Source organism: Pseudomonas phenolilytica, from assembly GCF_021432765.1.
GTDB classification, from domain to species: domain Bacteria; phylum Pseudomonadota; class Gammaproteobacteria; order Pseudomonadales; family Pseudomonadaceae; genus Stutzerimonas; species Stutzerimonas phenolilytica.
The window spans coordinates 3495973-3514816 of the sequence record NZ_CP058908.1; the positions used below are offsets into that span (position 1 = coordinate 3495973).

Sequence of the window (18844 nt, forward strand, 5' to 3'; positions counted from 1 at the left end):
TTCGTTTGCACGGCTATACGCCTTGCGTCGACGGAACGCTCCACCGACGCCGCGCCGGCCGATCAGCTCAGCGGCTGCTCATCCACTTCGATGCTGTCGCCATGGGCGATGCAGGAGGCCGCGGTGAACAGCACATCGGTTGAGGAATTCAACGCGGTCTCGGCGGAATCCTGCACCACGCCGATGATGAATCCGACTGCAACTACCTGCATCGCCAGGTCGTTGGAAATGCCGAACAGACCGCACGCCAGCGGAATCAGCAGCAGCGACCCTCCTGCCACACCCGACGCACCGCAGGCACAGACCGCGGCTAGCAGACTCAGCAGCACCGCCGTTGGCAGGTCGACCGGGATACCTAGCGTATGCACCGCAGCCAGTGTCAGCACGCTGATGGTGATCGCCGCGCCGCCCATGTTGATCGTCGCGCCCAGCGGAATCGAAACCGAGTAGGTGTCCTTGTGCAGGCCAAGGCGCTGGCAGAGCTGCAGGTTCACCGGGATGTTCGCCGCCGAGCTGCGCGTGAAGAAGGCCGTGATACCACTCTCGCGCAGGCAGGTGAGCACCAGCGGATACGGGTTGCGGCGAATCTGCCAGAACACGATCAGCGGATTGACCACCAGCGCGGTGAACAGCATGCCACCAACCAACACCAGCAACAGCTGCATATAACTCAGCAGCGTCTCGAAACCGGAAGCAGCCAGCGTGTTGGCAACCAACCCGAACACCCCCAGCGGAGCCGTCCGGATCACCACCTTGACGATCAGCGAGACCGCACTCGACAGATCGTTGACCAGTTGCCGGGTACTCTCACCCGCATGGCGAAAGGCGAAGCCAAGACCGATAGCCCAAGCCAGGATGCCGATGTAGTTGCCTTCGATCAGCGCATTCACCGGATTGTCCACGACATTGAACAGCAGCGTGCGCAGCACAGCGCTCACTCCGGCTGGCGGCACCACGTCGGCGGCCTGGCGCACCAGCACCAGCTCGGTGGGAAACAGGAAGCTCGCGGTCACTCCGACCAAGGCCGCCGCCAGCGTACCGATCGCGTAGAGCATGATGATCGGACGAATATGCGTCGGCTGGCCATGCTGGTGACTCGCAAGCGACGCGGTGACCAGGACAAACACCAGCACCGGCGCGACCGCCTTCAGCGCGGCCACGAACAGGTCGCCCAGCAGCCCCACCGACTGCGCCGCCGATGGCCACAATACGGCCAGCAGGCAGCCCAGCACGAGACCGACGACGATCTGAGCGACCAGACTGGTACGGTTGATGAATCGGAAGAAACGGGTTGGCAGGTCAGACATGATACTGCTCTCGAAATTGACGGGGCCGGACAGCCTGCACCGGCCCACCCCGCTAGCTGCGACTTGCGGGCCGAGAGCCGTTTGCCGCCCGGAAAGCGCCGGATACTACGCCGCTCGCGCGTGCAAGCCCAGCCTTGCCCTCGCGTACCGACCCGGTGAAGCGTAGCAGTCTCCGGCCGGGTGTTCGTGGGAACACCCGGCCGGCACGGCACGAACGCCGCTCACAACACGGGATCTTCAGACACGGAAGCGCGTCACCAGCCCATTCAGATCGACCGCCAGGCGTGCCAGTTCCTGACTGGCGGCACTGGTCTGATTGGCGCCCGCGGACGTCTGCAGGGACAGGTCTCGAATATTGACCAGATTGCGATCCACCTCGCGTGCCACCTGCGCCTGCTCTTCCGAGGCGCTGGCGATCACCAGGTTGCGCTCGCTGATCTGACCGATCGCCTGGGCGATGGCGTCCAGTGCGGCGCCGGCGGTCTGTGCCACTTCCAGCGTAGTGCGGGCGCGCTGATTGCTCGCCTGCATCGCCTGTACGGCCTGGTCTGTACCCTGGGAAACATCGCCGATCATCTGCTCGATTTCCTGGGTCGACTGCTGCGTGCGATGCGCCAGCGCGCGCACCTCGTCGGCAACCACGGCGAATCCGCGTCCTGCATCACCTGCCCGCGCCGCCTCGATGGCGGCGTTGAGCGCCAGCAGATTGGTCTGCTCGGCAATCGCACGGATCACATCCAATACCTTGCTGATCTCGCGCACACGCCCGGCCAGTTGCTCGACCACCGTGGCGGTATGGGTGACGTCGTTCGCCAGCAGGCCGATGGAGTCGACGGTTCGGATTACCTGCTGGCGCCCCTGCTGCGCCGTCTCGTCGGATTCGCGCGAGGCTTCGGACGTAGCCACGGCATTGCGCGCCACCTCGTCGACCGCGGTGGTCATCTCGTTGACAGCGGTGGCAGCCTGCTCGATCTCGGTGTTCTGCTGGTGCAGGCCACGGGTGGAGTCCTCGGTCACCACATTCAGCTCCTCAGCCGCCGAGGCAAGCTGGTTGGACGAATCGGAAATCCGCTGGATCGTCTCGCGCAGGCTGCCCTGCATCGCCTTCAGCGCTATCAGCAGCCGCGCCGGCTCGTCGCTGCCGGCGATCTCGATTGGCTGGGACAGATCGCCACCGGCAACGATTTCCGCAACCTTCACCGCCTCCCCGAGCGGTTGCACGATGCTGCGGGTGAAGAGCCAGGCCAGCAACCAGGTCAGCAGCCCCGCAACCACCAGCATCGCGACCATCCAGGCACGCGCCTGGGTGAAATAGTCTTGCGCATTTCTGGCAGAAAGCTGGGCCTGGGTGTCATTGAACCTCACCAACTCGCGCACCGCCTCGCTCATCGCCGAGGCTGTCTCGTTGAGCTGGGAGCCGACCACCTCTATCGCAGCTTCAAGCTGACCGCTGCTTTCCAGCCTCTGCACCTCGTCGAGTACGCCCTCGAAACGCTGGCGCGCTTTCACGTAGCGGTCGAAGAGCGCCTTCTCCTCGGACATGAAAATGGTTTTCGCATAGGCATCTTCCAGCGGCTGCAGCTCGCTGCGGAATTTGCTGACGACCGCCCGATTGGCCTCGACGCGCGCGCGGTCGATCAGCAGGCGCAGCGTGTGGATGCGCATACGCATCGTGTGCTGGTTCAGCTCACCCAATGCGGTGATGCTCGGCAGCCGTTGGCTGCTGACCTTCGCCGCCTCATCGCGAATCATGGTCATCTGCCGCAAGGCGAAGACGCCCAGCAGCAGCACGATAAGCCCGATCAGGCCGAACCCCAGCGCCGAGCGCCTGGAGATATTCATATTGCGGATAAACATGGGACGTCCTCGCTCCATGACGAATGTTTCTGGCAGGCAGACTGCCAACTCGGTCACATTATCGGAGCGGTCGTTATGAACCTTGAATAATTGACGTCAAGAAACCAACATTTTGCGACCAAAGGTCGAGTGGTCAGCGTACGTCGAAACGCTGCTCCACGAGCTTGCGATCGCCCTGGAACACCATGAAATGCCACTCGCCGCGCACCAGCTCGTGGTGCTCGGTGAATTCGAACGCCATGACGTCATCCGCAGCCCCCGGAACCAGCGCCTGCACCACTTCCAGCTTGTCGTGGCGTTCGCCATCCGGCGTAACCATACCTGGGGTGAAGTAGAGCAGCGTCAGCGGCGTATCGCCCTCGCGTTTGCCGGCCAGGCTGTAGCGCAAGCCGAACTTGGTGCCCAGCTTTGCCGGCACAACGGTGGTGCGTTCGATCGGTTGCTTGCCGGTGCGCAGAATGCGCTGCCCGGCTTCCAGCTCGCTCTGCGGGCTTTCGAACACGCCGTATTCGACGTCGCCGTCCAGGCGCACCCCAGCCACGGCACTGCCGCCAAACAGCAAAGCGGCACTCAGGCAGATCACAGATTGCAGTCGCATAGCCAGCCTCTGATTCGTATGGAAAGGCTGGAGAATATGACGCGATCATTTCAGCGACGTGACACGCCCTCGTCGCCCGCGCCGGTGCGCGGCAGCAGCGCGAGGAAATTGTCCCGCGCCACCCGGCGCGCGGTCTTCTCCTTCAACGCATCGAGAAATGGCGCGAACGCCGCCATCTCCGTACCCAGGTTGTCGAAGTGTCCGACCACATCCGAGCCCAGTACGAAGCGCGTCGGATGCCGTTCGACCAGCGCCACCCATTCTGCGTCAGGCTTGCCGTCGCCATCGAGCAGATAGGGTTCGAGCATCGTCCAGGACAGATCGATGTAGAGATTGGGGTAGTCGTCGAGCAGCCGCTTCACCGTCGGCAAGAGGAACTCCAGTTTCTCCTGATGTCGATGCAGCTCCATGCTGGTACCGGCATGTGCCCAGATGAAGCGCGTATGCGGATGGTTGCGCAGCGGCTCTTCCAGCTCCTGCAAATAGAGCGGATTGCGCTCGCGCTTGGAGGTGATGTTGGAATGCAGCAGCACCGGCAGATCGAACTCGGCAGCCAGGTGATAGACCCGCGCCAGCGCCTCGTTGTTGGCGCGCGGCGTGTCGCCCTCGGTCAGCGCGGTGACGTCATCGTGACGGGTGAATATTTCGCCGATGCCCTGCCAGACCCCCGGATGCAGCTCGAGCATGCGGCGGATATGCGCATCGGCATTCTTGTCGTTGGGGTTGAACCCCGAGAGGAATGGATGAAAACGCTTGCGCTGCTCGGCGTCCAGCTCCTCCAGCGCCGCAGCGACCAGCACGTCGGTCGCGCTGTACCAGTACACCGGCGCGTCGTCACCGGCGTAATAGCGCGGACGCTTCGGTTCGTTCTCGTGCCACTTCTTCGCCACCGGAATGCCGCTGATCATCACGTGATCGATGCCTCCCGCGTCCATCGCCGCGAGCAGCTTGGGCATGCCATCGCTCTCCTGGAAGAAGTCGACGTAGTGCAAGTGGGCATCACTGTAGCGATAGTCACGCGCCTGGGCGGTACAGGCCAGGCCGAACAGGCAGCAGGTGATGAAGCAAAAACGTACGATCGACAACTCAGGTCCTCCAGGCAACCAGCAGCCTGGTAGACCATGACGCCTGCCGACCGTTCGGCTTGGCGCATGGTTCGCACGGCACCATGAAGGCGACCGCGCGCAAGAATGCAGCTTGATCATATACCCCCATGGGTATTTGATCAGCATCAAACGCACCCCCATTGGCGCCCGCTAGGATCAACGAATCGCTGCGCGGCAATGGTGCCGTCGGCATTCGCAACCTCGCTCCAAAAGGAATCCAAGCATGGCCATGAAAACCATCAGTGCACGCGGACAGATGCAGGCTGGCATGAGCATCGAAGTGGAATGCGGACATCATCGTCTGGTGATGGACCAACCCAAGCATGCCGCCGGACAAGACCTCGGGCCGACGCCGCTGGAAGCCATCCTCGCTGCCGTTGCCGGTTGCTTCGGCACCATTGGCCGCTTCGTCGCCCATCAGCAGAAGATCGACCTGCGCGGCATGCGTTTCGAACTCGAGGCCGATTACGATCCGGCCGGGCTGCTCGGCCGTGACCCCGATGTACGTCCGGGCTTCCAGGAGCTACGCGTGAAGGTCGACATCGACGCCGACCTGAGTCGGGCAGAAAAGCAGGCGCTGCTCGAACTGATCGAACGGCGCTGCCCAGTGGCCGACAACCTGGCGCACGGTACCCGACTGGTCAGCCAGTTGCTCTAGGCGAACATCATTTGTGAGTCCGTCGGTCCAGTGCGGCGAACGGAGTGCATCGGTACGAGTCAGTCATTGGGAACGTCGTCGGAGCTTCTCACCATGAACTCAACCTCCTCGAACCGATCCAGCCACAACGTGCATGGCTGGGAGCGCGCCGCCTCGCTCGCCGGCGGCCTTTACCTAGTCGGCAAGGGCCTGCGCCGCGGCGGGCTGGGTGGCCTGTTGCAGCTGGCCATGGGCGGCATGGCGCTGACACGCGGCATAACGGGGCACTGCGAAGCCAAGCGCATCTTCAACGAGATCGATGAGCAGGCCGGTATGGCCGAAGGAACATCCCGCCACCTGCCGCTGGAGCCGAGCGAATCCGATCGCCAGCGCCTGCGCAGCAATGCCCGAGCGGCGACTGCGACCGCGACGGTAACCGGCAATACGGGACTGGAAACGCCGGCAGGCGGTTCGACGGGCCTCGGCTAGACAGCAGGACGACGCACGCGCACCCCCCGGTGCTGTCGACGCACCGGGTGTGCTGCCGCGTCAGCTACTTCCTCGCGAGGCGGCTGTTCTTGCGCGGCGCACGCAGGCATGCAGCTCAGTGATTGCAGTCGGGACCGTGGACGTGGCCTTCGTCACCCTCCTCGATCGGCTCCATCTCCAGCTCCAGACTGACCAGATTGGTCGCTAGCGGACGCAGCAGCAGGTTGGCGTACTCGGTATCGCCCTCCTCCACGTCCACCCCGATCATCAGCTGGTTGTTGCCGACCTGTTGAATCCACACCTCACGGCCTTGCCAGATCACCGCAAAGCGGGTGCAGGATGTTTCCAGCTGGGTTCCGTCGACATCTTCCAGAACCAGTCGCAGGCTATCGCTCATTTGCAAATACTCTCGTTCGTTAAAAAAATCGCCGGCATCGCTGCCGGCGTTCAGCTGATGACGGCAGGCCCCGATCCAGCGGACCGGCCATGAAAAGCGCCAGTCCCTTTCACTCTGCCTGCATCCAGAAATCGTTCAGGCCTGGACCAGCGCGGCGATCGCCCGCTCGAACCGCTCCAGCCCTTCGTCGATGTCGGCATCCTCGATCACCAGGCTAGGCGCCAGGCGCACCACGTCCGGGCCGGCCTGCAGCACCATCAGGGCCTGCTTTTCCGCCGCCGCACAGAAGGCTCCCGCCTTGCCCTTCCACGCCTCGCTCAATACGCAGCCGATCAGCAGACCGCGGCCGCGCACCTGGCTGAACACACCGTAGCGCTCGCCGAGCTGCAGCAGCCGGGCCTTGAAGCGCTCGTGCCGCGCCTTGACCCCGTCGAGCACTTCCGGCGTGTTGACGATGTCCACCACCGTCTCCGCCACCGCGCAGGCCAGCGGATTGCCGCCGTAGGTGGTGCCGTGGGTGCCGACGCTCAAGTGCGCCGCCGCCTCGTTGGTGGTCAGCATGACGCCGATCGGGAAGCCGCCGCCCAGACTCTTGGCATTGGTCAGCACGTCCGGCGTGACGCCGTAGTGCATGTAGTCGAACAGTTTGCCGGTGCGGCCCATGCCGGTCTGCACTTCGTCGAAGATCAGCAGCGCGTTGTGCTGGTCGCACAGCTGGCGCGCACCCTCCAGATAGGCCTGCTCCGCCGGCAGAATGCCACTCTCGCCCTGGATCGGCTCCAGCACCACCGCACAGGTCTTGTCGGAGATCGCGGCCTTCAGCGCGGCGAGATCGTTGTAGGGCACATGGGTGATGCCCTCGATCTTCGGCCCGAAGCCATCGGAATATTTCGCCTGGCCGCCCACGGTGACGGTGAACAGCGTACGTCCGTGGAAACTGTTGACCGCCGAGATGATCTCGAACTTCTGCGGACCGTAAACATCATGAGCGTAGCGGCGTGCCAGCTTGAACGCGGCCTCGTTCGCCTCGGCGCCGGAATTGCAGAAGAACGCGCGGTCGGCGAAGGTCGCGGCAACCAGCTTCTTCGCCAGGCGCAACGCCGGTTCGTTGGTATAGATGTTAGAGACGTGCCAGAGCTTGCCCGCTTGCTCGGTCAGCGCCGCCACCAGGGCCGGATGCGCATGGCCCAGGGCATTGACCGCGATACCGCCGGCGAAGTCCACCAGTTCTCGACCGTTCTGATCCCATACTCGCGAACCCAGGCCGCGGACCGGCACGAAGGCCGCGGGGGCGAAGGTGGGAACAATGACCTGGTCGAAATCGGCGCGTTCTACCGGGGTATGCGGGGCGGACATCGGGGCTCTCCTGCGAGGCGACACGGATAGGAAATGAAAACGCCCCGCCAGCGGCGGGGCGTTACAGGCGCAGTGTAAACGCAGGATCACCGTGATTGCGCGGTCGCGAGAAAATTTCTCGCACCGCAACGCAGCCGCTTACAAGGCGAAATGCTGCTGGTCCAGCTCGATTGCCTGATCGAGCGCTTCGAGCAGCGCCTTGCGGACCTTCAGCTTGGTATTGCGGTGCGCAACCATGTTGATCTTCTTCAGTTGCAGCGCAGCGGCCTTGGCCACCGCCATGACTTCACCCACCGGCACCACACGGTCGAGGAAGCCGGCCTGCAAGGCGCCCAGCGGGTCGAACAGCTCACCGTTGATCACCGAGCGCTGGAATGCCGCCTTGTCCAGCCGATCGCGCGCCAGTTCGATACCGGCATGGTGCATCGTCATACCGATCTGCACTTCGTTGAGCCCGATATTGAAGGCCCCCTCGGCGCCGATACGGTAATCGGCCGCCAGCAGCAGAAACGCCCCTTTGGCGATGGCGTGCCCCGGACAGGCAACGATGATCGGGAACGGGTGAGCCAACATCCGGCGGGTGAAGCGCGATCCGGTCGCGACCAGGGCCATCGCGTTCTGCGGCCCGGAAGTCATCACCTTGAGGTCGTAGCCGCCGGACAGGATGCCCGGCTGCCCGGTCAGAATCACCACGGCGCGATCCTGCTCGGCGCGGTCCAGTGCAGCATTCAGCTCATCGAACATGGCGGGCGACAGCGCGTTGACCTTGCCGTTAGCGAGGGTCAGCGTCGCGATGCCGTCTTCGATCTGGTACGAAATCAGCTCACTCATGGCGAATTCCTTGTTCTTGAAGTGCGCAGACGTTACCCACCGCCACCGCCCCGGTAAAGCGCCAAGGCTGACCGAACGGTCACCGACGTGCCGCTATCCGAGCTCGAGTTCAGCCAGCGATTCGGGATGCAGGATGGCCTGTACCTGCGCATCGGCGATGAACACGCCGTACGCGCCGTCAGCCAGGCCATTGCCGATCCGGTAAGGCGTACCCTCGGCATCCACGGTGATACGCGCCAGGTCCAGGTAGCGGGGCACGCAGGGATTCTTCTGCGCATCACGCAGCACCACGACCTTCGGCCGCAGCTGCAGTTGCAGATGTCGCTCCAGCACCAGCGCGACCTCGCCGGTGTGCAGCTCCACCAGCGAACCAACCGGGAAAACCCCCAGCCAGCGAATGAATTCATCCACCAGACGGTCATCGAAATGCCGGTCGCTGCCACCGCGCAGGACATCGTAGGCAGCCTGGATCGGCCGGGCGTGGTCATAGACCCGGTGGCTGGTGATCGCATCGAAGGTGTCGACGATGGTCACCACGCGCGTGATGAAAGGGATCTGATTGCGATCGAGCCCCTGCGGGTAGCCACCGCCATCCAGCCGCTCGTGGTGACCGTAGGCCGCCTGCAACGCCGCCCCCGGAATGTCCGATTGCACGCACAGAGCCTGATAGCCGAACGACGGGTGCTGCTTGATGTGCTCGAACTCCTCGGCGGTGAGCTTTCCCGGCTTGTTCAGCACCTGCGGATCGATCTTCATCTTGCCGACATCGTGTAGCAGCCCGGCCATGCCGAGCAGCTCGATCCTGGCATCCGGCAGCCCGAGGTGCTTGCCGAATCCCATTGCCAGGATCGAGACCGACAGGCAATGCAGGCTGGTGTACAGATCCTGCGTCTTCAAGCGGGTCAGCCAGAGCATCGCACTCTCGTTGCGCAGCATGCTTTCCAGGTTGCGCCGGACCACCACATGGCACGCCTTGGTGTCGATCGGTCGCCCCAGCTGCACGCTGGCCAGTACCTGATCGATCAGTTGCGCACCCGCATGGAAGGCCTCGTGAGCGCGCTCGACCTCCTGCGAAAGCGGCGTGCTCGCTGCGCTGCGCTGCACTCGGCCGGGCGCAGCGGATAGCCCGCCTGGACCACCGTCATCCAGTGGCACGTAGCGGGTATCGTCGACATAGACATGCTCGCAGCGCTCACGCAACAGGCGAAGCTGTTCCGCCTCACGCAGGGCAAAGCCTTGGAACAGGAAATCCGTCTCGCGCCACGGGCGGTCAAGTTCGCAGACATACATGCCTAACTCCAGCTGACCGACCGGAAGCCGCCGCCGGGTGGGCACATGGACGAAATCGCGATGCCTGCGCTTGTTCTCGAAAAACTTCACCTGACCGCTCCTGGCTCCCCTGCATCCCACCCCTGACATAGCTGAAACGCAGCGAGGGCGACAGTAAACCAGACGGCCGGTACCGCTCCATCGCAACTTTCCCGACACCGAAGCTGCTGCTTAAACGCATGAAAAAACTGAAAAAAGTTTTTGCCATCTGAATACTGTTCGGCTAAATTAGCGCGCCTCGACGGACAGCATGCCGTCGAGATCCGGTGAGGTGTCCGAGCGGTTGAAGGAGCACGCCTGGAAAGTGTGTATACGAGAAATCGTATCGAGGGTTCGAATCCCTCCCTCACCGCCAGACCATAAAGCTAAAGCCCTGAAAAATAAGTTTTTCGGGGCTTTTTGCTTTTTATCCTCCGCTGTAGGCGCTAAACCGCGCCATTTCCCAACTGCCTGACCAGCGCCGCGACCAGAATGCCAACGGCGATCGCCGGCAGCGGTTTTTTCACCATCAGCATGACCGCGGCGGTCGCCAGCAAGGCCAGCCGTGCGCCGAGATCCCCTTCCAGCGCCAGCGGCGCCAGCAGCGCCACCAGTACCGAGCCGGACATGGCACTGATGAAGCGCCGAACCCGCGCACCCAGCGGCACGAACGACATCACGTACACGCCGCCCCAGCGGGTCGCCAGGGTTACGCCGGCCATGACCAGCACCAGAATCAGCGCGCCAAGGCCGGCGGTTTCAACGCTCATTGGTTTTCTCCGCCCAGAACAGCCCGGCACCGCCACCCGCCAGCGCGCCCACGACGACGTGCGTGTTCTCCGGCAGGTACCGATAGGCCAGCAACGATGCGCAAGCGGCGACGCTCCAGATCGCCAGCGTGCGCAGATTCTTCTCGCCACCCACCACCATCGCCAGCAGGAAGCAGCCCATCACCATGTCCAGCCCCAGCTGTCTGGGCTCCTGGATGGCGCCACCGAACTGCACGCCCAACCAGGTACCCACGACCCAGAATGACCACAGCGCGATGCCGCCGCCCAGCAGCAAGCCGATACCGGGCTTGCCCCGGTTGAATGCCTGCAGCGACATCGCCCAGTTGGCATCGGACGCCACCAGCATCACCGCGTAGCGCTTGCCCGGTGGCAGCTGGCGCAGCCACGGATAAAGCGTCGCGCCCATCAGCAGATGGCGAGCATTGATCGCGAACACCGTGATCACCAGCGTCAACAGCGGCACCTGCGGGCCCCACAGTTCCAGCGTGGCGAACTGCGAAGCGCCGGCGAACACCAGCGTGCTCATGGCGATGATGGTCGAATCCTCCAGCCCCGCCTGTACCGCAGCGAGTCCGAAGGCAGCCCCGAACAAGGTGACGAAAAACGCCAGCGGCACGAGCTGGCGGAAACCGGTCCAGACCATTCGCCGGTCGAACTCATGCAGATTGGTATCGGCTTCGAACATCACGCAATCTCCGGTTGCTCTGCGCTGGCGCTCAGAGGTACCGATCACTATGCATTCGGAGATTTGGCAAGAGAACCGCATACTTCAGCTACAAGCCATTCGCTTTTCAAATAGATAGGCGTACCGATGAATCATCAGGACCTGCAGATCGACTGGCTGAAATGCTTCGTGGCCGTGGTGGATGCCGGCTCGCTATCGGCCGCCGCGCCGCAGGTGCACCGTTCCCAGTCGGCAATCAGCATGCAGCTCAAGAAACTGGAAGCAGCCCTGGGCTGCCAACTGTTGCTGCGCGGGCCGCGGCAGCACCAGCTCACGCCGCAGGGGCAACTGCTGCTGGGCTACGCGCGCCGCATGCTCGACGTGCACGGCCAGGCGCAGGCGGCCTTTCATGGTGAGGAGCTGACCGGGCGCATCCGCCTCGGCGTGCCGGATGACTATGCCGCGCGCTACCTGACGCCCGTGCTCAGACGCTTTGCGCCGCATCACGGCGCGGTGGAAATCGAGCTGATCTGCGAGCAGTCGACCGCACTGATTCCGCGCGTCGAGCGCGGCGACCTCGATCTGGCGCTGGTCTCGCGGGATCACCCGCGGCACGGCACGCTGCTGTTTCATGAACCGATGGTGTGGGTCGGCGCCGACTCGTTCCAGCTCTGGCGACGCGATCCGCTGCCCATCGCCGTCTACGAAGACGCCAGCCTGGCCAGGCGCAGCGCCATCCACTCCCTGGCGTTGCAGGGCCGCCGCTACAAGGTCGTGTACAACAGCTCCAGCCTGGCCGGGCAGATCGCCGCCGTCGAGAGCGGACTGGCCGTCGCGGTACTGACCCAGTGCAGCGCGCCGGCACACCTGCGGATACTTGGCCGCGACGAGGGTCTGGGGCCGCTGGAGCCGATGGAAGTCGCGGTTTACCGCAGCCGGGCCTCGCACGGCGCCAAAGCCGTGGACAGCCTGCATGATCTGCTGATCAAGACGCTGCGGCTCTCACCGGTCTGAGCGCCTCGCCCGCCACCTACGAAACCATCGCCGCCGCGCCAGCGGCCCGCACGGCCTGCGGGGTAAGGCGATGCAGGCTGTAGCCGGCCTGCTTCTTCGCCGCGCGCTTGGCGTCCGAGGCAAGCGCGGCAAGACTGCCGGCGTCCAGCCCGTGCGGTTGCTCACCGTCCAGCAGCACCACGCCGATCGAGAGCGACAGCAGTGGGTAGCGCTCCGGTTGACCGGCCCGATCCTCAGCGACGAAGCAGCCTTCGGCCAGATGATCGGCACGGTAGAACTGACGTACCCGCTGCTCGAAATGAGCGAACAGGCACTCAAGCCGCGCATGCCAGTCGTCGCAGCGCAGCACCAGCATGAAATCGTCACCGCCGATATGCCCGATGAACTCGCTGGCCGGGTCGATCGCATCGTTGAGGCACTGCGCCAGGCACAAGAGCACCTCGTCGCCCTTGGCATACCCGTAGAGGTCGTTGAAGGGCTTGAAGTTGTCGACATCCACGTAGCAGATCGCTGCCGCACAGTGCTGCTGCAACAGCCGCGACAGGCTCTGCTGGATCGGCACGTTGCCCGGCAGCAGCGTCAGTGGGTTGGCATGCCGCGCCTGCTGAATCTTCATTTCGGTGATCAGCTTGAGCAGGTCCATCACGCGCCCGAGCCCCTGGTAGCGGCCGTCGAGGGTAATGATGAAATCCTCGTCGACGCGCTGGCGTGCGCGGCTGGTCAACAGGCGGCTGACCTGCTGCAGCGACTGGCTGATTTCCACCGACAGGTAATCGGTGCTCATCAGGCGGCTGACCGGCTTGCGCGCCAGCAGCTCGGTGGCGAACGGCTTGAGCAGCGCATCGGAAATCAGATGCCGATGCACGATGCCGACCGGGCGCTGTGCATCGTCCAGCACGGCGAGAGAGCCGAGGCTCGGCTGCAGGCGGAAGATCTCCAGCAGCTCGGCGATCTGCCGTTCGGCGCCGATCGCCTGCTGCTCGATCAACAGCGGTGCCAGCGGCGAAGCGTTCTCCTGCGACTCGGCGGCCGCGGCAATCGCCGAGGGCAACACCTCCTCGGCATCGAGCAACGGCCGCTCCTGCGGACGTCCCAGCAGATAGCCCTGCACCAGATCGACGCCCATCTCCGTCAGCACGGCGAGTTCTTCGGGCAGCTCGATGCCTTCGGCGATCACCTCCGCCTTCGAAGCACGCGCGATGCGCAGGATCGACTCGACGAATTCGCGCTTGAGCCGGTCCTGATGGATGCCATCGATGAAGTAACGATCGATCTTCACGTAGTCGGGGCGCAGCTCAGACCACAAACGCAGACTCGAATAACCCGCGCCGAGATCGTCCAGCGCGATCAGAAAGCCCATCGCCCGATAGTGGTGCAGGGCGGCATGCAGGACGTCGAAATCCTCGGTGGGCGTCTGCTCGGTGAGCTCGATCACCACCTGGCTGGCGGGAATTCCGTAGGTCTGCAGCAGTGCCAGCGTGCGTCCGGCGCGATGCTCATCGTCGAGCAGCGAATCCGGAGAGGCATTGAGGAACAACTTGCCCGGCAGCGCGCCCTCGCGGAAACGCCGGCAGGCGCTCTGCCGAAAACTCACCTCCAGCGCATCCAGACGCCCGGCGTGACGGGCCGCCGCCAGCAGGTTGATCGGCGAGTGCAGGGCGCTGTTGGACGGCCCGCGGCTCAGCGCCTCGTAGCCCAGCACGCGGCGTTCGGACAGCGACACGATGGGCTGAAACAGCGTGGTGATGTCGCCGTGGGCAAGAATGCGGTCGAGTGTGCCCAACTGCTCGGTGACGGTCATGGAGGTTCTCTATGGCTTGGAAGACGCCGCGCATGACGGCGCAGCGTATTCCAAGCCCTCGACGTTGCAATCTGATGACAAGCTGGCAAATTGCAATCACACAGTTCTCGCCAGCCAGCCATGGCAGGTTACGGTCGCGCCGCACCACCGCCGGTCGGCCCGCCTTGGGTCGCGCCGTTACCGCCACCTGTTCCCATTCCACCCGTGGCACCGTTGGAGGGCGGAATCGGGGTCGGCGTGGTGGCGGGCCGGTCTGGCGCGACCGGCCGTTCGTCGCGTGGATCGCCGCTGGCCGGGTCGTCGAGTCGCGGTACGCGCGGCGCGCGGCGCACATCGCTGGCGGGACGATCCGGCGCGGTGGCATCGCCGGCCGGCGCGCCGGAGGAGTCGATGTCCTGGTCGAGCTGCTGGCGCTGGCGCTGCATCTCCACCCCACTGCGCTGGCGCTCTTCGCGCATTTCCATGCCGCTGCGCTGACGTTGTTCCTCAAGGGGCGGGACGTTTTGTGCCTGCGCCGGCGGTATTGCCACGACGCTCAGCAGGAACAGCGAAAGCGGATGAATCTTCATGGTGATGCCTCCACGGGTGGCTGTGCTGTTGCCGTTGGACAACAGGCAAACGGCGCGCGCTGCACCGTTCGCCAGCTGCACGCGGTACGGAACTTGCTGCGAACCCGCCAACCGGAGTCGATGTTGCGAACCGTGACGTTCGCACCATGCTGAGCGCGCATCGCATAGAGAAAATGACGCCACGATGATTGCCGCTAAAGACCTGCCAGCCACCTGCGCTTCGCACCGGCTGGCGCATGTCGAGCGCGACGCGGCGCATTCAGAACAAGAAGAAGGCCACACGATGTTCAAGCAGAAAAAGTTCCGGCAGGCCACACTGATCCTCGTCGCCACTGCGGTGATATTGATCCTGCCCAACCTCACCCGGCTGTTCGGCTGAGGTACGCGGCGGGAAGTCAGCACGAGGACTCCGCCATGCGCCTGTTACCCCTCCTTCTCACCCTTTCGCTGAGCCTTCCGGCCGTGGCCGGCGAAATCGACCGCCCGGCCGCAGTCCAGGCCTTGCAGATGCCGGACACGCTGTTGATCGACGTGCGCAGCAGCGAGGAATTTGCCGAAGGCTCGATCCCGGGCGCCATCAACATCGAGGAATCCGCGCTGGCCGCCAGCATCGCCGAGGTTGCGCCCGACAAGGACACCACCGTGGTGCTCTACTGCCGCAGCGGACGCCGCTCATCGGTGGCGCAGGACGAACTGCAGGCGCTGGGCTATCGCAACGTCATCAATGGCGGCGGCTACGAAGATTTGCTGCCGCTGCTGCCGCTCGACTGATTCGCCACGCAGCGCCCGCTCGCCGCACCCGCCTCCCGCGCCAAGGGGAACTTCTCGGCGACAGGGGCTACTGAAAACCGTAGCCCTTTGCCCGCGCGCCATCCGGTGCGCGCCGTCGCCGTGGAGGATTCGAATCAATGAAGTGGGACGTTCTGCTGGACGAAACCCTGTGGGTCAACATCGCCATCGTCGCTGCCATCACCGTGGTCAGCTACGTACTGCTGCGCGCCATCCTGAAACTGGTCACCAACCGCCTGAAGCGCATGCTCAACGGTTCGCGCAGCGGCTTTGCCGGGATCGCCGCGCAGATGCTGGAGAACACCAGCAGTCTGCTGATTCTCGCCTTCTCGCTGCTGATCGGCCTGAAGGTGGTGGAGCTGCCCGAGCGTTGGGAATCGGCGATGTCCCACGGCTGGTTCGTCGCCCTGGCGTTCCAGATCGCCCTGTGGCTGGACACCGCGGTGCGCCTGTGGATGGAGAGCCTGACCCGTGACGGCAAGGCGCGCAATCCGGTGACCACCACCATCATCGGCATCATGCTGCGCCTGGTGGTGTGGACCATGATGCTGCTGTCGATCCTCGCCAACCTGGGCGTGAACATCACGGCGATGGTCGCCAGCCTCGGCGTCGGCGGCATCGCCATCGCGCTGGCCGTACAAACGCTGCTCAGCGACATCTTCGCCTCGCTGTCGATCGGCATCGACAAGCCGTTCGAGATCGGCGACTTCGTGGTGTTCGGCGAGGTGGCCGGCACCATCGAGCACATCGGCCTGAAGACCACGCGCATCCGCAGCCTGAGCGGCGAGCAGGTGGTGTGCGCCAACGCCGACCTGCTCAAGCAGATCCTGCACAACTACAAGCGCATGAACACCCGCCGCATCGTCTTCAAGTTCGGCATCTCCTACAGGACACCGTCGGCCAAGGTTCGCGAGGTGAGCGCGCTGGTGCGGCGCATCATCGAGGGGCTGGAGAACGTCAAGTTCGACCGCGCGCACTTCCTCTCCTTCGACGAAAGCCAGCTGACGTTCGAGGTCGTCTACATCATGCAGACGTCCGACTACAACAAGTACATGGACGTGCAGCAGGAGATCAATCTCGCGCTCCTCGACGGTCTGAAGGAGCTGGAAGTGGACTTCGCCCACCCGACCCGCCGGATCGAATTCATCGGCGGCAGCTTCCCGGAACTGAGCGTTGCCGGGCTCGCAGCCGGGCACGCGGACGCAAGCCCGACGCGCGAGCAGGCCGGGCCGCGGCTGGCGCCCGGCCGCTGAGGCCGGCGGCTCAGCCGCGGTGCATCGCCCGGTTCGCATCCACCAGCTGCTGCACCACTGCCGGATCGGCCAGCGTCGAGGTATCGCCCAGGCTGTCGTAGTCCTGCGTGGCGATCTTGCGCAGCAGGCGGCGCATGATCTTGCCCGAGCGCGTCTTCGGCAACCCGGGCGCCCACTGGATCGTGTCCGGCACCGCAATCGGGCCGATCTGCCGGCGCACCCACTGCTGCAGCTCCTGACGCAACCGGTCGCTCGGCTCGACGCCTGCCACCAAGGTCACAAAGACGTAGATGCCCTGCCCCTTGAGCGCATGCGGCACCCCCACCACCGCTGCCTCGGCGACGTTCGGGTGAGCGACCAGGGCGCTCTCGATTTCCGCCGTACCCATGCGATGGCCGGAGACGTTGAGCACGTCATCCACCCGCCCGGTGATCCAGTAGTAGCCATCCTCGTCGCGTCGCGCCCCGTCGCCGGTGAAGTACATGCCGCGGAAAGTCTTGAAGTAGGTGTCGACGAAACGGTCGTGATCCTTGTAGATGGTGCGCATCTGGCCCGGCCAGGAATCGAGGATCACCAGATTGCCCTCCGCCGGCCCCTCCAGCAGGTTGCCGAGATTGTCCACCAGCCCCGCCACCACGCCGAAGAACGGCCGCGTCGCCGAGCCGGGTTTGAGCGCGGTGGCGCCCGGCAACGGGCTGATGAGGATGCCGCCGGTCTCGGTCTGCCACCAGGTATCGACAATCGGGCAGCGCGACTGGCCGACCGTCTCGTAGTACCAGTGCCAGGCCTCGGGGTTGATCGGCTCGCCGACGCTGCCGAGCAGGCGCAGGCTGGAACCGTCGGCGCCCCGCACCGCCGCGTCGCCCTCGGCCATCATCGCGCGGATCGCCGTTGGCGCCGTGTAGAGGATGTTGACCTTGTGCTTGTCGATGATCTGCGCGATGCGGGTGACGTCTGGGTGATTCGGCACGCCCTCATACATCAGCGTGGTCGCGCCGTTGGCCAGCGGGCCGTAGATCAGGTAGCTGTGCCCGGTGATCCAGCCGATATCGGCGGTGCACCAGTAGATTTCGCCGGGCCGATAGTCGAACACCCGCTCGTGAGTCAGCGCGGCGTACAGCAGGTAGCCGCCGCAGGTGTGCAGCACGCCCTTGGGTTTGCCGGTGGAACCGGAGGTATAGAGGATGAACAGCGGCTCCTCGGCGCCCATCTCCTTCGGCGCGCAGACTTCGCCGGCCACCCGCATGAGGTCGTCGTAGCTGATGTCGCGATGCTTGTGCCAGCGGATATCGGCGCCGGTCCGGCGTACCACGATGATCTTCTGCACGCAGCCGGTCTGCGGGTTGGTCAGCGCCTCGTCGACGTTCTCCTTCAGCGGCACGGCCTTGCCGCCGCGCAAACCTTCGTCGGCGGTGATCACCACTTTCGACTGGCCGTCGATGATGCGCCCCGCCAGCGCCTCCGGCGAAAAGCCACCGAACACCACCGAGTGGATCGCGCCGATGCGCGCGCAGGCCAGCATCGCCACGGCCGCCTCGGGAATCATCGGCATGTAGAGGGTCACCACGTCGCCCCGATGCACATCCTGGCCACGCAGGGCGTTGGCGAACTTGCTGACTTCGCGGTGCAGCTCACGGTAGGTGATCTCGCGGTGTTCGGAAGGGTCATCGCCCTCCCAGATGATCGCCACCTGATCGCCGCGCTCGTCCAGATGGCGATCCAGGCAGTTGGCCGCGACGTTGAGGGTGCCGTCGGCGAACCATTTGATATCAACATGGTGATCGTCGAAGGAGGTGCGTTTGACCTCGGTGAACGGCTTGATCCAGTCCAGCCGCGCGCCCTGCTCGCGCCAGAAGCCGTCGGGATTGATGACCGATTGCTGGTACAGCGCCTTGTAGGTGGCTTCGTCGGTCAGCGTGTGGGCGGCCGCCTCGGGCCGTACGGGATAGAGTGACGCAGCATTCATGGGGAATTACCTCATGTCGGTCCGGTAACGCTTCATCAAGTTGTGCAAACCCTGTCCTACAGGCGAACCCTACGAACCCGAGTGACTGGCGGGAGTGCGCGTACGCAATCC

At 64.3% G+C, this 18844-nt stretch carries 19 protein-coding genes, 1 tRNA gene and 1 pseudogene; 7 read left to right on the plus strand and 14 right to left on the minus strand.

All coding sequences use genetic code 11. The features are described 5' to 3' along the window. Nucleotides 1-62 precede the first annotated feature (62 nt). From sstT to HU825_RS16615, 5 genes and pseudogenes are all read right to left on the minus strand, one after another. Nucleotides 63-1307, minus strand: coding sequence for a serine/threonine transporter SstT (sstT, locus tag HU825_RS16600; RefSeq protein ID WP_138300087.1), 1245 nt, complete (start codon nt 1305-1307; stop codon nt 63-65). Nucleotides 1308-1544: 237 nt separating this feature from the next. After that, nucleotides 1545-2597 (minus strand): methyl-accepting chemotaxis protein, encoded by a 1053-nt coding sequence (locus tag HU825_RS16605; protein WP_431978477.1) that lies wholly within the window; start codon nt 2595-2597, stop codon nt 1545-1547. Between the two features lie 84 nt (nt 2598-2681). Further along, nucleotides 2682-3182, minus strand: a pseudogene (locus HU825_RS18955) (MCP four helix bundle domain-containing protein); the annotation flags it as partial. A 115-nt stretch (nt 3183-3297) separates the two neighbouring features. After that, on the minus strand, nt 3298-3762 hold the full coding sequence (locus tag HU825_RS16610) for a DUF3859 domain-containing protein (protein WP_138300089.1): 465 nt from the start codon (nt 3760-3762) through the stop codon (nt 3298-3300). Between the two features lie 50 nt (nt 3763-3812). Beyond that, entirely contained in the window at nt 3813-4841 is a 1029-nt protein-coding gene (locus tag HU825_RS16615) for an amidohydrolase family protein (RefSeq protein ID WP_234303415.1), read from the minus strand. Between the two features lie 250 nt (nt 4842-5091). Between HU825_RS16615 and HU825_RS16620 the strand changes: the two genes are divergently transcribed. After that, complete coding sequence (locus HU825_RS16620) at nt 5092-5526, plus strand: OsmC family protein (RefSeq protein ID WP_043297140.1); 435 nt, start codon at nt 5092-5094, stop codon at nt 5524-5526. Nucleotides 5527-5619: 93 nt separating this feature from the next. Beyond that, a complete protein-coding gene (locus HU825_RS16625; protein ID WP_043297141.1) occupies nt 5620-5994 on the plus strand; it encodes a YgaP-like transmembrane domain in 375 nt (124 codons plus the stop codon). 115 nt (nt 5995-6109) lie between these two features. Here HU825_RS16625 and HU825_RS16630 read toward each other — a convergent pair whose 3' ends face one another. The 4 genes from HU825_RS16630 to HU825_RS16645 all read right to left on the minus strand — a co-directional run bounded on the left by HU825_RS16630 (nt 6110) and on the right by HU825_RS16645 (nt 9958). Then, nucleotides 6110-6391 carry a hypothetical protein gene (locus HU825_RS16630; RefSeq protein WP_043297142.1) on the minus strand — a complete coding sequence of 94 codons (282 nt, stop codon included), beginning with the start codon at nt 6389-6391 and terminating at the stop codon, nt 6110-6112. A gap of 135 nt (nt 6392-6526) precedes the next feature. Beyond that, the gene (locus tag HU825_RS16635; protein WP_043297143.1) at nt 6527-7747 is read right to left on the minus strand and encodes an aspartate aminotransferase family protein; all 1221 of its coding nucleotides are present in this window, start codon (nt 7745-7747) and stop codon (nt 6527-6529) included. 138 nt (nt 7748-7885) lie between these two features. Then, on the minus strand, nt 7886-8578 hold the full coding sequence (locus tag HU825_RS16640; RefSeq protein ID WP_043297144.1) for a crotonase/enoyl-CoA hydratase family protein: 693 nt from the start codon (nt 8576-8578) through the stop codon (nt 7886-7888). Nucleotides 8579-8671: 93 nt separating this feature from the next. Further along, nucleotides 8672-9958: an HD-GYP domain-containing protein gene (locus HU825_RS16645; RefSeq protein ID WP_234302494.1), complete on the minus strand. Its 1287-nt coding sequence runs from the start codon at nt 9956-9958 to the stop codon at nt 8672-8674. A 214-nt stretch (nt 9959-10172) separates the two neighbouring features. Here HU825_RS16645 and HU825_RS16650 point away from each other — a divergent pair. After that, nucleotides 10173-10262, plus strand: a tRNA-Ser gene (locus HU825_RS16650). Between the two features lie 70 nt (nt 10263-10332). Here HU825_RS16650 and HU825_RS16655 read toward each other — a convergent pair. Together HU825_RS16655 and HU825_RS16660 are read right to left on the minus strand one after the other, a co-directional pair. Next, a complete protein-coding gene (locus tag HU825_RS16655) occupies nt 10333-10656 on the minus strand; it encodes an AzlD family protein (protein ID WP_234302495.1) in 324 nt (107 codons plus the stop codon). Continuing rightward, nucleotides 10646-11362 carry an AzlC family ABC transporter permease gene (locus HU825_RS16660; protein ID WP_234302496.1) on the minus strand — a complete coding sequence of 239 codons (717 nt, stop codon included), beginning with the start codon at nt 11360-11362 and terminating at the stop codon, nt 10646-10648. Before HU825_RS16660 ends, HU825_RS16655 begins: the two co-directional genes overlap by 11 nt. Before the next feature lie 126 nt (nt 11363-11488). Between HU825_RS16660 and HU825_RS16665 the strand changes: the two genes are divergently transcribed. Continuing rightward, the gene (locus HU825_RS16665) at nt 11489-12355 is read left to right on the plus strand and encodes a LysR family transcriptional regulator (RefSeq protein ID WP_043297147.1); all 867 of its coding nucleotides are present in this window, start codon (nt 11489-11491) and stop codon (nt 12353-12355) included. Nucleotides 12356-12371: 16 nt separating this feature from the next. Here HU825_RS16665 and HU825_RS16670 read toward each other — a convergent pair whose 3' ends face one another. Both HU825_RS16670 and HU825_RS16675 read right to left on the minus strand, forming a co-directional pair. After that, nucleotides 12372-14156 carry a bifunctional diguanylate cyclase/phosphodiesterase gene (locus HU825_RS16670; RefSeq protein ID WP_054093225.1) on the minus strand — a complete coding sequence of 595 codons (1785 nt, stop codon included), beginning with the start codon at nt 14154-14156 and terminating at the stop codon, nt 12372-12374. A 128-nt stretch (nt 14157-14284) separates the two neighbouring features. Beyond that, complete coding sequence (locus tag HU825_RS16675; RefSeq protein ID WP_234302497.1) at nt 14285-14725, minus strand: hypothetical protein; 441 nt, start codon at nt 14723-14725, stop codon at nt 14285-14287. Between the two features lie 184 nt (nt 14726-14909). Between HU825_RS16675 and HU825_RS16680 the strand changes: the two genes are divergently transcribed. From HU825_RS16680 to HU825_RS16690, 3 genes are all read left to right on the plus strand, one after another. Continuing rightward, nucleotides 14910-15104 carry a hypothetical protein gene (locus tag HU825_RS16680; protein WP_234303434.1) on the plus strand — a complete coding sequence of 65 codons (195 nt, stop codon included), beginning with the start codon at nt 14910-14912 and terminating at the stop codon, nt 15102-15104. A 35-nt stretch (nt 15105-15139) separates the two neighbouring features. Beyond that, the gene (locus HU825_RS16685; RefSeq protein WP_234302498.1) at nt 15140-15496 is read left to right on the plus strand and encodes a rhodanese-like domain-containing protein; all 357 of its coding nucleotides are present in this window, start codon (nt 15140-15142) and stop codon (nt 15494-15496) included. Nucleotides 15497-15633: 137 nt separating this feature from the next. After that, nucleotides 15634-16767, plus strand: a complete 1134-nt coding sequence (locus HU825_RS16690; RefSeq protein ID WP_138300102.1) for a mechanosensitive ion channel family protein — start codon at nt 15634-15636, stop codon at nt 16765-16767. Nucleotides 16768-16777: 10 nt separating this feature from the next. On the opposite strand, the gene acs is transcribed toward HU825_RS16690, so the two are convergent. Continuing rightward, nucleotides 16778-18733 carry an acetate--CoA ligase gene (acs, locus tag HU825_RS16695; protein WP_234302499.1) on the minus strand — a complete coding sequence of 652 codons (1956 nt, stop codon included), beginning with the start codon at nt 18731-18733 and terminating at the stop codon, nt 16778-16780. Nucleotides 18734-18844: the final 111 nt, after the last annotated feature.